This is a genomic window from Streptomyces sp. URMC 123, assembly GCF_051386515.1.
Taxonomy (GTDB): Bacteria; Actinomycetota; Actinomycetes; order Streptomycetales; family Streptomycetaceae; genus Streptomyces.
Window position 1 is genome coordinate 1 of record NZ_JBPQTV010000178.1, and the last position, 12,877, is coordinate 12,877.

Annotated in this window: 10 protein-coding genes; 5 read left to right on the forward strand and 5 right to left on the reverse strand. The window is 73.6% G+C overall.

Annotation, left to right across the window (positions count from 1 at the left end; all coding sequences use genetic code 11):
- The 3 genes from ACSNOD_RS20010 to ACSNOD_RS20020 form a co-directional block, all read left to right on the forward strand.
- Positions 1-796, forward strand: a 796-nt coding sequence (locus ACSNOD_RS20010) for a S1 family peptidase (protein ID WP_436768357.1), incomplete at its 5' end; no start/stop codon positions are given.
- Between the two features lie 301 nt (positions 797-1,097).
- On the forward strand, positions 1,098-2,165 hold the full coding sequence (locus tag ACSNOD_RS20015; protein WP_436768358.1) for a slipin family protein: 1,068 nt from the start codon (positions 1,098-1,100) through the stop codon (positions 2,163-2,165).
- 395 nt (positions 2,166-2,560) lie between these two features.
- The gene (locus tag ACSNOD_RS20020; RefSeq protein WP_436768359.1) at positions 2,561-3,460 is read left to right on the forward strand and encodes a S1 family peptidase; all 900 of its coding nucleotides are present in this window, start codon (positions 2,561-2,563) and stop codon (positions 3,458-3,460) included.
- Positions 3,461-3,713: 253 nt separating this feature from the next.
- Here ACSNOD_RS20020 and ACSNOD_RS20025 read toward each other — a convergent pair whose 3' ends face one another.
- Both ACSNOD_RS20025 and ACSNOD_RS20030 read right to left on the reverse strand, forming a co-directional pair.
- Entirely contained in the window at positions 3,714-4,148 is a 435-nt protein-coding gene (locus ACSNOD_RS20025) for a subtilase-type protease inhibitor (RefSeq protein ID WP_436768360.1), read from the reverse strand.
- A 437-nt stretch (positions 4,149-4,585) separates the two neighbouring features.
- The gene (locus ACSNOD_RS20030; RefSeq protein ID WP_436768361.1) at positions 4,586-5,806 is read right to left on the reverse strand and encodes a DUF3533 domain-containing protein; all 1,221 of its coding nucleotides are present in this window, start codon (positions 5,804-5,806) and stop codon (positions 4,586-4,588) included.
- Positions 5,807-7,071: 1,265 nt separating this feature from the next.
- Here ACSNOD_RS20030 and ACSNOD_RS20035 point away from each other — a divergent pair.
- Complete coding sequence (locus tag ACSNOD_RS20035; RefSeq protein ID WP_436768361.1) at positions 7,072-8,292, forward strand: DUF3533 domain-containing protein; 1,221 nt, start codon at positions 7,072-7,074, stop codon at positions 8,290-8,292.
- A 437-nt stretch (positions 8,293-8,729) separates the two neighbouring features.
- Positions 8,730-9,164 carry a subtilase-type protease inhibitor gene (locus tag ACSNOD_RS20040; RefSeq protein ID WP_436768360.1) on the forward strand — a complete coding sequence of 145 codons (435 nt, stop codon included), beginning with the start codon at positions 8,730-8,732 and terminating at the stop codon, positions 9,162-9,164.
- A gap of 253 nt (positions 9,165-9,417) precedes the next feature.
- On the opposite strand, the gene ACSNOD_RS20045 is transcribed toward ACSNOD_RS20040, so the two are convergent.
- From ACSNOD_RS20045 to ACSNOD_RS20055, 3 genes are all read right to left on the reverse strand, one after another.
- Complete coding sequence (locus ACSNOD_RS20045; protein ID WP_436768359.1) at positions 9,418-10,317, reverse strand: S1 family peptidase; 900 nt, start codon at positions 10,315-10,317, stop codon at positions 9,418-9,420.
- Positions 10,318-10,712: 395 nt separating this feature from the next.
- Positions 10,713-11,780: a slipin family protein gene (locus ACSNOD_RS20050; protein ID WP_436768358.1), complete on the reverse strand. Its 1,068-nt coding sequence runs from the start codon at positions 11,778-11,780 to the stop codon at positions 10,713-10,715.
- A 301-nt stretch (positions 11,781-12,081) separates the two neighbouring features.
- Positions 12,082-12,877, reverse strand: a 796-nt coding sequence (locus tag ACSNOD_RS20055) for a S1 family peptidase (protein ID WP_436768357.1), incomplete at its 5' end; no start/stop codon positions are given.

A 12,877-nucleotide genomic window follows, 5' to 3' on the forward strand; every position in this document is an offset into this window, starting at 1 on the left:
CACCCCCGCTCCCACCCCCACGACCTTCGGCGCGGCCGCCCTGGCCGCGGCCGGTGACGCCGTACGGGCCGCCGACGTGGCCGGCACGGCATGGCACGTCGACGGCGCGACCGGCCGGCTCGTGGTCACCGCCGACTCCACCGTCTCCGCCGCGGAGATCGCCGCGATCGAGCGGGCGGCGGGCGCCAACGCCGCGGCGATCCGCGTCGAGCGCACCCCGGGCACCTTCAGCAAGCTCATCTCCGGCGGCGACGCCATCTACAGCGGCAACTCCCGCTGCTCACTGGGGTTCAACGTCCGCAGCGGCACCACGTACTACTTCCTCACCGCCGGGCACTGCACCGAGGGCGGCGGCACCTGGTACGCCGACGCCGGCCGGACCACCGTGCTCGGCACGGTCGCCGGCTCCAGCTTCCCCGGCAACGACTACGGCCTGGTGCGCTACACCAACACCTCGATCAGCAAGCCGGGCACGGTCGGCAACCAGGACATCACCAGCGCCGCCAACGCCACGGTCGGGATGTCGGTCACCCGCCGGGGCAGCACCACCGGCACCCACAGCGGCACGGTCACCGGCCTCAACGCCACGGTCAACTACGGCGGCGGCGACATCGTCTCCGGCCTGATCCGCACCAATGTGTGCGCCCAGCCCGGCGACAGCGGCGGCCCGCTCTACTCCGGCACCCGCGCCATCGGGCTCACCTCGGGCGGCAGCGGCAACTGCTCCACCGGCGGCACCACCTTCTTCCAGCCGGTCACCGAGGCGCTGAGCGCGTACGGCGTGAGCGTGTACTGACCCGCCGGCCCCCACCGGCTCGTACCGGCCGTCCCGATCGGCTCACCGGCCGGTTGCGGTCAGCGCTCCCGCCCGCGTCTCGCCCCCGGCCTCGCCCGATCCCCGCCCGACCCGGGCCGGGGTCGGGCGAGGCACGTTTTCCGGAATCATGGACTCGAGGTGTACGGCAGTCGAGGGCAGCTTGTGCGGCGGCGGTGACCGGCGCTGATGTCCGCTGTACCGTTGAAGTACCGCTTGAAAGCGGAAGCAGCGGCGCCGGCGACGGCGGCGCCCACGGTGATGCGGACGGCAGGTGGCCGCGATGCTCGAGGAGCTCATCACAGCGGGAACGGCGGCGGTGGCCGCGGGCGGGGTGTACGTGCTGGCCGCGGCCCGGGTGGTCAAGCAGTACGAGCGGGGCGTGGTCTTCCGGCTGGGCCGGCTGCGCGGTCCGGTCCGCGGGCCCGGCTTCACCATGATCATGCCAGTGATCGACCGGCTCCGTAAGGTCAACATGCAGATCGTCACCATGCCGGTGCCCGGCCAGGAGGGCATCACCCGGGACAATGTGACGGTCCGCGTCGACGCCGTCGTCTACTTCAAGGTCGTGGACGCCGCCGACGCCATCGTGCAGGTCGAGGACTACCGCTTCGCCGTCTCCCAGATGGCCCAGACCTCCCTGCGCTCGATCATCGGCAAGAGCGACCTGGACGATCTGCTCTCCAACCGGGAGAAGCTCAACCAGGGCCTGGAGCTGATGATCGACAGCCCGGCCATCGGCTGGGGCGTGCAGATCGACCGGGTCGAGATCAAGGACGTCTCGCTGCCGGAGAGCATGAAGCGCTCGATGGCCCGGCAGGCCGAGGCCGCCCGCGACCGCCGCGCCCGGGTGATCAACGCCGACGCGGAGCTGCAGGCGTCGAAGAAGCTGGCCGAGGCGGCCCAGCAGATGGCCGACACGCCGGCGGCGCTCCAACTGCGGCTGCTCCAGACGGTGGTGGCGGTGGCCGCGGAGAAGAACTCGACGCTCGTGCTGCCGTTCCCGGTGGAGCTGCTGCGCTTCCTGGAGCGGGCCCATCAGGGGCCCCCGGGCGCCTCGGCGCCGCCGGCGGCCGCGTCCCCGCCGGGCGCCGGGGCGCCCGCCGCGGAGCCCGCGCCGGCGCGCGAGGTGCCGGCCGCGGAGGAGTCCCCGGCCGTGTCGGCCGCGGAGGAGCCACCGGCCGTGGCGGCCTCCGGGGACGAGCCACCGGCCGTGACGTCGGCCGCGGAGGAACGGCGGCTCGGCGAGGTGACGTTCGACGAGGTACCGCTGGAGGACGTGCCGCTCGACGGGGCGTCCGGGGGCGAGCCGCCGCCGGAGGAGCGCGGCGGTTCGCCGGAGGGCCGCTGAGGCCGGCCGCCCTCGCCGGAGGTCCGTCCGCGCCTGGAGGGAGGAGCCCGTCACCCGGCTCCCGCCCCCGTACGCCTCGTACGCCTCGTACGCGTCGTTACCGGCCAGCCGTGATGGCGGCCGGGGCAGGCCGCGGGACCGCGAACCGTATACGCCCCGGCGCGCACGGCGAGTTGGCCCCCCGATCCGACCGGCGCGCGAAACACCGCGGTGTGCTCCGGTTCGTCGTCCGCACGACCTGAAGAAGACCTTGTGCGCCCCGGAACGGGCTCGGAATACTCGGGGAATCCCTGGTCATGGCCCGGCCCGCGCGGCCGTGGCACCCCCGTGGCCGGGTGACTCCCCCGGGTCCCGACGCCGTACGGCAGGGCCCCGCCCCCACCGGAGGTCCTGGCGTGAAGCACCGTCGGATGTCCCGGCGCCGGCCGGCCGGACCGCTGGCCGCCGGCGCGGCCGTGGTCCTCGGCCTGGCGCTGCCCCTCGCCCTCGCGACCACCGGGGCGGGGCCGATGCCGCACCCGAACGCCGAACTGGCCGAGGCCCGCAGAACCCTGGCCGAGCGAGCCGCCGTGCCCGGCACCTCCTGGTCGGTCGACCCGCGGATCGGCAAGGTCGTGGTGACGGCCGACCGTACGGTCGGAGGGGAGCGGCTGGCGCGGCTGGAGCGGGTCGTGGCCGGCCTGGGCGGGCGGGCCGTACTCCGGCGCACCCCGGGGGAGTTCACGGCCTTCCTGGCGGGCGGGGACGGCGTGCACAGCGGCGCCGGGCGCTGCTCCGTCGGCTTCAATGTGACCGCCGGCGGGCGGTCCGGCTTCCTCACCGCCGGCCACTGCGGGCGGCGGGGCAGCGCCTGGTCCCCCCGGCCGGGTTCGGCGCCGGTCGGCGTGATGACGGTGTCCGGCTTTCCCGGTGACGACTTCGGCCTGGTCACCTACGCGGACCGGGGCGAGCGGCCGAGCGCGGTCACCCTGCACGGCCGGGGCGTCCAGCCCATCGCACGGGCGGGAGAGGCGGCCCTCGGCCAGCGGGTCCGCAGCAGCGGTGCCACCAGTGGGGTCCGGGAGGGCGTGGTCACCGGGCTCGGTGAGACGGTGAACTACCCCCAGGGTTCTGTCAGCGGCCTGATCAAAACCTCGATCTGTGCCGGACCGGGCGACAGCGGCGGTCCCCTCTTCGCGGGCGACACGGCGCTCGGGCTGGTCTCCGGCGGGGTCGGCGACTGCTCCTCCGGCGGTACGACGTTCTTCCAGCCGGTGACGGAGGCGCTGCGGGAGGTGGGGGCGAGGATCGGCTGAGCGCGCCGTCGTGGGCGGTTCTTCCGGCTCGCGGCGGGGCGTTCACGGGCCGGGCATGCCGTCGGCCCCTGGACACCTCAGCTCAGCAGTGTCCAGGGGCCGACGCCGTCACCCCCAGGCCCCCCACGGCCCCGAGAGCTCCGGGCTCACATTGGTCTGTGCGTTGCGGTCCGCGAGGTCCGCGCGATGGTGATCCCCTCGGGGATCGGGTCGGTCGAGGATCGGGCCTGTCCCGGGCCCGCTCCGACCGGCGTCAGATGGCGAAGATGTGTCCCGTGGCCCCCTCCATCACGCAGGAGTTCGGGAAGGTGTGCGTGAAGGAGACCCGTCGGCCTTCCCAGACGCCGCTCATCGTCGTCACGACCGGGTCCCAGATCTTGGTGCAGATCCGTCCGGGCGCGGTGTCCACCAGCGTCCCCAGGTCCCCGTTGACGTGGCGCAGCTCCGCGCACGCCGCTCGGGGGTTCGGGTGGTCGCCGGCAGGGGCCGGGCTGCACCGCAGCGTCGCGGCGCGTTCGACGGGCGCGTAGTCGGGGTTGTCGCCATGTCCGACGGTGAGCACCAGAGCCGACGGCGCGTACAGCGTGGTCGACTCCGCGGGAGCTGCCTTTGCCGTGCCCGCGACCCCGGCGAGGGCGCATGCCGTGAGGGCAGCTCCCACTCCGAACGTCCTTATGGTGCACCGCATTTCGAACACTCCTTTGTGTCGGGTGGCAGATACCGGACGGGAGTCTTGCTCAAGCGAACGGCGAATGCACGTCGAACGATCACTTCCGGTCACTGAGGGCGATCGTGCGGTGGCTTGTTGTGGCGTTCGGGCTGCTGGGAGCGGGTGTGGGGACATCGTGAAGGGCGTCCACCATATGGACAAAAGTTCCTCGTTCAAGCCAGAACTTGTTTTTGACCTGCGGAAACGCGGGGCCGGGTCCATCAAGGGCCGAGCCATCTCGACTGGAAAGCGTCGGTGGCGCTCGACTCATGTTGCATCTGCCGTGCGCCGAGGGGCCCTTGGGCGCATCGGTGTCGAAATTGCGGCCGCGTATGAGTACACGCACCACGGGCCCGAAAGGTTCACTCCGCGGACGTTCGAGTCCGGGGAACGGGACCGCGCGACCGGGCCGGCGGTCAGTCCGGCAGATGCAGATACGGGCGGCCCCGGCGGAACGCGGCCACCCCGAGGGCCACGGCCGTGGCCCCCACCGCCCAGCCGGAGAGCACCAGCAGCGGGCAGGTCACCGCGTTGCCCTGGAAGTACGCGATCGAGCGCGCCGTCCAGGTGCCAGCCCCCGTCGGCAGCGCGGGCCCGATCGCCCGCCAGAAGTCCGGCAGCAGCGGATACGGGTACGCGCCGCCCGCGCTCGGATTGCCCAGCACCACCACGAGCAGGATCGCCAGCCCGATGCCCACCGTTCCCGCGATGCCCTGGCAGGCCAGGGTGATCGCGCCCACCGCGAACACCAGCAGGGCGCCCAGCCCCCACAGCGCGACGACCTTGCCCGGCAGGGCGTCCAGGATCGGCCCGGCGATCAGCGCGCCACCGAGCCCGCCGAGCACCGCGTAGACCGCCAGCACCGCCAGGCGCAGCAGGGCGCGCCGCAGGTTCGCCGGGCGCGCGCCGGCGCTGATCGCCAGAATCGCGGCGCACAGATAGCCGCCCACGCACCAGCCCACGACCAGGTAGAACGACGACAGGCCGCGACTGTCGCCGTCGTGCGCCGGCGCGACGTCCTCGACCCGTACGGTGCGCTGCTGCGCCTTCTCCGCCTGGCCGATCACGCTCTCCAGCGCCTGGGCGAGGGAGGCGCCCCCGCCGGACGCCACCAGCAGGGTGTCGGTGGTCCCGCGCGGATCGATCACCAGCGCGCCGTCGATCTCCCGGTTCGCGATCCGGTGCCGGGCGTCCGCCACGTCCCGCGCCCCGTGCGTCGCCTCCAGGGGCTCGCCCGGCAGCGCTTGCAGCCGCTCCACCGCCGTGCCGCGGACCTGGTCCGGGGCGACCACGGCCATGGGGATGCGGTGCGGCTGGGGCCGGTGGAACGCGCCGATGTAGGAGGTGATGAAGGCGAGTTGCAGCACGAGGACGCCGAGGACGAGGAGGGCGGCGCGGACCGACACGGCGCCGCGGATTTCTTCGAGAAATCCGCGGCGGTGGGTGTGCGCGGGTTTGCCTTGGTGGTTCGCGGGGGCGCCGCGGTGGGCGTGTGCGGGTTCGCCTCGATGGCTCGCGGGTTCGCCGCGGTGGGCGTTCGCGGGGTCGCCGTTGTGGTGGTTCGCGGGTTCGCCGCGGCGGGCGTTCGCGGGGTCGCCGCCGCGCGGGGCGTCGGGGGTGTCGCCTGTGGGGATCATGTCGGCCCTCTCGTCCCTCGGGTCGCCGCGGCTCGCTTGTTTTCCACGGTGCGGGTGGGGGCTGCGGGGCGCAGTCGGATAAGGCCGAACGGGTTAACTGCGCGTGGCTTTTTGCGCGACGTCCCCTCCGGGGTGGTTGGCGCGACGTCCACGTTGTGGGTTGTCCGTGACGTGACCGTCGCCCTCCGGGCGGGTTGGCCCGACGTTCCCTGTGCGGTGTCCGCGATGTGAGCGAACGCCGTTTTCCGGCCTTCGGCCGGGGCCTTTGCCTGCCCCTTCGGGGCAGGGCGCCACCCCTTCCCCGGCCTTCGGCCGGGGAAATGACCCCGTCCCTTCGGGGCGGACCACTCCCAAGGCCGGGGAGCTTTTCCCGCGCCGTCGGCGCGGGGGTGGGTGGTTGCGGTCGTGCGCTCTGTTCGTGGGTGGGTCGGCGCCGCGCCGGGGTACCTCCTCGGCGGCGCACGTGCACCTTTGTTCTTCGGCTCTCCCTGGAGAGATGTGCGCCGCGCTGCGGGGGCACCCCGCTACGTCCCCTCCGGTGGCATAGGCGCACAAAGCGGAGTGGGGGGTTACACGCTCCCTGCGCGCGGGGCCGGGCCATGACCCGCGACCTGCTGCCCGCAAACGGCTCCGGCTTCGCCGGAGAAAGAAACCGGCGGGAGGCCGACGGACGGCCGCAACCACCGATGGTTATTCACCCCCACTGCGGGCGCGCCGCTGACGAGAGCCGAGGGGACGTGGCGGGGTGCCCCCGCAGCGCGGCGCACATCTCTCCAGGGAGAGCCGAAGAACAAAGGTGCACGTGCGCCGCCGAGGAGGTACCCCGGCGCGGCGCCGACCCACCCACGAACAGAGCGCACGACCGCAACCACCCACCCCCGCGCCGAAGGCGCGGGAAAAGCTCCCCGGCCTTGGGAGTGGTCCGCCCCGAAGGGACGGGGTCATTTCCCCGGCCGAAGGCCGGGGAAGGGGTGGCGCCCTGCCCCGAAGGGGCAGGCAAAGGCCCCGGCCGAAGGCCGGAAAACGGCGTTCGCTCACATCGCGGACACCGCACAGGGAACGTCGGGCCAACCCGCCCGGAGGGCGACGGTCACGTCACGGACAACCCACAACGTGGACGTCGCGCCAACCACCCCGGAGGGGACGTCGCGCAAAAAGCCACGCGCAGTTAACCCGTTCGGCCTTATCCGACTGCGCCCCGCAGCCCCCACCCGCACCGTGGAAAACAAGCGAGCCGCGGCGACCCGAGGGACGAGAGGGCCGACATGATCCCCACAGGCGACACCCCCGACGCCCCGCGCGGCGGCGACCCCGCGAACGCCCGCCGCGGCGAACCCGCGAACCACCACAACGGCGACCCCGCGAACGCCCACCGCGGCGAACCCGCGAGCCATCGAGGCGAACCCGCACACGCCCACCGCGGCGCCCCCGCGAACCACCAAGGCAAACCCGCGCACACCCACCGCCGCGGATTTCTCGAAGAAATCCGCGGCGCCGTGTCGGTCCGCGCCGCCCTCCTCGTCCTCGGCGTCCTCGTGCTGCAACTCGCCTTCATCACCTCCTACATCGGCGCGTTCCACCGGCCCCAGCCGCACCGCATCCCCATGGCCGTGGTCGCCCCGGACCAGGTCCGCGGCACGGCGGTGGAGCGGCTGCAAGCGCTGCCGGGCGAGCCCCTGGAGGCGACGCACGGGGCGCGGGACGTGGCGGACGCCCGGCACCGGATCGCGAACCGGGAGATCGACGGCGCGCTGGTGATCGATCCGCGCGGGACCACCGACACCCTGCTGGTGGCGTCCGGCGGGGGCGCCTCCCTCGCCCAGGCGCTGGAGAGCGTGATCGGCCAGGCGGAGAAGGCGCAGCAGCGCACCGTACGGGTCGAGGACGTCGCGCCGGCGCACGACGGCGACAGTCGCGGCCTGTCGTCGTTCTACCTGGTCGTGGGCTGGTGCGTGGGCGGCTATCTGTGCGCCGCGATTCTGGCGATCAGCGCCGGCGCGCGCCCGGCGAACCTGCGGCGCGCCCTGCTGCGCCTGGCGGTGCTGGCGGTCTACGCGGTGCTCGGCGGGCTCGGTGGCGCGCTGATCGCCGGGCCGATCCTGGACGCCCTGCCGGGCAAGGTCGTCGCGCTGTGGGGGCTGGGCGCCCTGCTGGTGTTCGCGGTGGGCGCGATCACCCTGGCCTGCCAGGGCATCGCGGGAACGGTGGGCATCGGGCTGGCGATCCTGCTCGTGGTGGTGCTGGGCAATCCGAGCGCGGGCGGCGCGTACCCGTATCCGCTGCTGCCGGACTTCTGGCGGGCGATCGGGCCCGCGCTGCCGACGGGGGCTGGCACCTGGACGGCGCGCTCGATCGCGTACTTCCAGGGCAACGCGGTGACCTGCCCGCTGCTGGTGCTCTCCGGCTGGGCGGTGGGGGCCACGGCCGTGGCCCTCGGGGTGGCCGCGTTCCGCCGGGGCCGCCCGTATCTGCATCTGCCGGACTGACCGCCGGCCCGGTCGCGCGGTCCCGTTCCCCGGACTCGAACGTCCGCGGAGTGAACCTTTCGGGCCCGTGGTGCGTGTACTCATACGCGGCCGCAATTTCGACACCGATGCGCCCAAGGGCCCCTCGGCGCACGGCAGATGCAACATGAGTCGAGCGCCACCGACGCTTTCCAGTCGAGATGGCTCGGCCCTTGATGGACCCGGCCCCGCGTTTCCGCAGGTCAAAAACAAGTTCTGGCTTGAACGAGGAACTTTTGTCCATATGGTGGACGCCCTTCACGATGTCCCCACACCCGCTCCCAGCAGCCCGAACGCCACAACAAGCCACCGCACGATCGCCCTCAGTGACCGGAAGTGATCGTTCGACGTGCATTCGCCGTTCGCTTGAGCAAGACTCCCGTCCGGTATCTGCCACCCGACACAAAGGAGTGTTCGAAATGCGGTGCACCATAAGGACGTTCGGAGTGGGAGCTGCCCTCACGGCATGCGCCCTCGCCGGGGTCGCGGGCACGGCAAAGGCAGCTCCCGCGGAGTCGACCACGCTGTACGCGCCGTCGGCTCTGGTGCTCACCGTCGGACATGGCGACAACCCCGACTACGCGCCCGTCGAACGCGCCGCGACGCTGCGGTGCAGCCCGGCCCCTGCCGGCGACCACCCGAACCCCCGAGCGGCGTGCGCGGAGCTGCGCCACGTCAACGGGGACCTGGGGACGCTGGTGGACACCGCGCCCGGACGGATCTGCACCAAGATCTGGGACCCGGTCGTGACGACGATGAGCGGCGTCTGGGAAGGCCGACGGGTCTCCTTCACGCACACCTTCCCGAACTCCTGCGTGATGGAGGGGGCCACGGGACACATCTTCGCCATCTGACGCCGGTCGGAGCGGGCCCGGGACAGGCCCGATCCTCGACCGACCCGATCCCCGAGGGGATCACCATCGCGCGGACCTCGCGGACCGCAACGCACAGACCAATGTGAGCCCGGAGCTCTCGGGGCCGTGGGGGGCCTGGGGGTGACGGCGTCGGCCCCTGGACACTGCTGAGCTGAGGTGTCCAGGGGCCGACGGCATGCCCGGCCCGTGAACGCCCCGCCGCGAGCCGGAAGAACCGCCCACGACGGCGCGCTCAGCCGATCCTCGCCCCCACCTCCCGCAGCGCCTCCGTCACCGGCTGGAAGAACGTCGTACCGCCGGAGGAGCAGTCGCCGACCCCGCCGGAGACCAGCCCGAGCGCCGTGTCGCCCGCGAAGAGGGGACCGCCGCTGTCGCCCGGTCCGGCACAGATCGAGGTTTTGATCAGGCCGCTGACAGAACCCTGGGGGTAGTTCACCGTCTCACCGAGCCCGGTGACCACGCCCTCCCGGACCCCACTGGTGGCACCGCTGCTGCGGACCCGCTGGCCGAGGGCCGCCTCTCCCGCCCGTGCGATGGGCTGGACGCCCCGGCCGTGCAGGGTGACCGCGCTCGGCCGCTCGCCCCGGTCCGCGTAGGTGACCAGGCCGAAGTCGTCACCGGGAAAGCCGGACACCGTCATCACGCCGACCGGCGCCGAACCCGGCCGGGGGGACCAGGCGCTGCCCCGCCGCCCGCAGTGGCCGGCGGTGAGGAAGCCGGACCGCCCGCCGGCGGTCACATTGAAGCCGACGGAGCAGCGCCCGGCGCCGCTGTGCACGCCGTCCCCGCCCGCCAGGAAGGCCGTGAACTCCCCCGGGGTGCGCCGGAGTACGGCCCGCCCGCCCAGGCCGGCCACGACCCGCTCCAGCCGCGCCAGCCGCTCCCCTCCGACCGTACGGTCGGCCGTCACCACGACCTTGCCGATCCGCGGGTCGACCGACCAGGAGGTGCCGGGCACGGCGGCTCGCTCGGCCAGGGTTCTGCGGGCCTCGGCCAGTTCGGCGTTCGGGTGCGGCATCGGCCCCGCCCCGGTGGTCGCGAGGGCGAGGGGCAGCGCCAGGCCGAGGACCACGGCCGCGCCGGCGGCCAGCGGTCCGGCCGGCCGGCGCCGGGACATCCGACGGTGCTTCACGCCAGGACCTCCGGTGGGGGCGGGGCCCTGCCGTACGGCGTCGGGACCCGGGGGAGTCACCCGGCCACGGGGGTGCCACGGCCGCGCGGGCCGGGCCATGACCAGGGATTCCCCGAGTATTCCGAGCCCGTTCCGGGGCGCACAAGGTCTTCTTCAGGTCGTGCGGACGACGAACCGGAGCACACCGCGGTGTTTCGCGCGCCGGTCGGATCGGGGGGCCAACTCGCCGTGCGCGCCGGGGCGTATACGGTTCGCGGTCCCGCGGCCTGCCCCGGCCGCCATCACGGCTGGCCGGTAACGACGCGTACGAGGCGTACGAGGCGTACGGGGGCGGGAGCCGGGTGACGGGCTCCTCCCTCCAGGCGCGGACGGACCTCCGGCGAGGGCGGCCGGCCTCAGCGGCCCTCCGGCGAACCGCCGCGCTCCTCCGGCGGCGGCTCGCCCCCGGACGCCCCGTCGAGCGGCACGTCCTCCAGCGGTACCTCGTCGAACGTCACCTCGCCGAGCCGCCGTTCCTCCGCGGCCGACGTCACGGCCGGTGGCTCGTCCCCGGAGGCCGCCACGGCCGGTGGCTCCTCCGCGGCCGACACGGCCGGGGACTCCTCCGCGGCCGGCACCTCGCGCGCCGGCGCGGGCTCCGCGGCGGGCGCCCCGGCGCCCGGCGGGGACGCGGCCGCCGGCGGCGCCGAGGCGCCCGGGGGCCCCTGATGGGCCCGCTCCAGGAAGCGCAGCAGCTCCACCGGGAACGGCAGCACGAGCGTCGAGTTCTTCTCCGCGGCCACCGCCACCACCGTCTGGAGCAGCCGCAGTTGGAGCGCCGCCGGCGTGTCGGCCATCTGCTGGGCCGCCTCGGCCAGCTTCTTCGACGCCTGCAGCTCCGCGTCGGCGTTGATCACCCGGGCGCGGCGGTCGCGGGCGGCCTCGGCCTGCCGGGCCATCGAGCGCTTCATGCTCTCCGGCAGCGAGACGTCCTTGATCTCGACCCGGTCGATCTGCACGCCCCAGCCGATGGCCGGGCTGTCGATCATCAGCTCCAGGCCCTGGTTGAGCTTCTCCCGGTTGGAGAGCAGATCGTCCAGGTCGCTCTTGCCGATGATCGAGCGCAGGGAGGTCTGGGCCATCTGGGAGACGGCGAAGCGGTAGTCCTCGACCTGCACGATGGCGTCGGCGGCGTCCACGACCTTGAAGTAGACGACGGCGTCGACGCGGACCGTCACATTGTCCCGGGTGATGCCCTCCTGGCCGGGCACCGGCATGGTGACGATCTGCATGTTGACCTTACGGAGCCGGTCGATCACTGGCATGATCATGGTGAAGCCGGGCCCGCGGACCGGACCGCGCAGCCGGCCCAGCCGGAAGACCACGCCCCGCTCGTACTGCTTGACCACCCGGGCCGCGGCCAGCACGTACACCCCGCCCGCGGCCACCGCCGCCGTTCCCGCTGTGATGAGCTCCTCGAGCATCGCGGCCACCTGCCGTCCGCATCACCGTGGGCGCCGCCGTCGCCGGCGCCGCTGCTTCCGCTTTCAAGCGGTACTTCAACGGTACAGCGGACATCAGCGCCGGTCACCGCCGCCGCACAAGCTGCCCTCGACTGCCGTACACCTCGAGTCCATGATTCCGGAAAACGTGCCTCGCCCGACCCCGGCCCGGGTCGGGCGGGGATCGGGCGAGGCCGGGGGCGAGACGCGGGCGGGAGCGCTGACCGCAACCGGCCGGTGAGCCGATCGGGACGGCCGGTACGAGCCGGTGGGGGCCGGCGGGTCAGTACACGCTCACGCCGTACGCGCTCAGCGCCTCGGTGACCGGCTGGAAGAAGGTGGTGCCGCCGGTGGAGCAGTTGCCGCTGCCGCCCGAGGTGAGCCCGATGGCGCGGGTGCCGGAGTAGAGCGGGCCGCCGCTGTCGCCGGGCTGGGCGCACACATTGGTGCGGATCAGGCCGGAGACGATGTCGCCGCCGCCGTAGTTGACCGTGGCGTTGAGGCCGGTGACCGTGCCGCTGTGGGTGCCGGTGGTGCTGCCCCGGCGGGTGACCGACATCCCGACCGTGGCGTTGGCGGCGCTGGTGATGTCCTGGTTGCCGACCGTGCCCGGCTTGCTGATCGAGGTGTTGGTGTAGCGCACCAGGCCGTAGTCGTTGCCGGGGAAGCTGGAGCCGGCGACCGTGCCGAGCACGGTGGTCCGGCCGGCGTCGGCGTACCAGGTGCCGCCGCCCTCGGTGCAGTGCCCGGCGGTGAGGAAGTAGTACGTGGTGCCGCTGCGGACGTTGAACCCCAGTGAGCAGCGGGAGTTGCCGCTGTAGATGGCGTCGCCGCCGGAGATGAGCTTGCTGAAGGTGCCCGGGGTGCGCTCGACGCGGATCGCCGCGGCGTTGGCGCCCGCCGCCCGCTCGATCGCGGCGATCTCCGCGGCGGAGACGGTGGAGTCGGCGGTGACCACGAGCCGGCCGGTCGCGCCGTCGACGTGCCATGCCGTGCCGGCCACGTCGGCGGCCCGTACGGCGTCACCGGCCGCGGCCAGGGCGGCCGCGCCGAAGGTCGTGGGGGTGGGAGCGGGGGTG

Coding starts and splice junctions, on each gene's coding strand:
- ACSNOD_RS20015 (WP_436768358.1), top strand. CDS start 1,098: ATGCTCGAGGAGCTCATCACAGCGGGAACGGCGGCGGTGGCCGCGGGC.
- ACSNOD_RS20040 (WP_436768360.1), top strand. CDS start 8,730: ATGCGGTGCACCATAAGGACGTTCGGAGTGGGAGCTGCCCTCACGGCA.
- ACSNOD_RS20030 (WP_436768361.1), bottom strand. CDS start 5,806: ATGATCCCCACAGGCGACACCCCCGACGCCCCGCGCGGCGGCGACCCC.
- ACSNOD_RS20050 (WP_436768358.1), bottom strand. CDS start 11,780: ATGCTCGAGGAGCTCATCACAGCGGGAACGGCGGCGGTGGCCGCGGGC.
- ACSNOD_RS20035 (WP_436768361.1), top strand. CDS start 7,072: ATGATCCCCACAGGCGACACCCCCGACGCCCCGCGCGGCGGCGACCCC.
- ACSNOD_RS20025 (WP_436768360.1), bottom strand. CDS start 4,148: ATGCGGTGCACCATAAGGACGTTCGGAGTGGGAGCTGCCCTCACGGCA.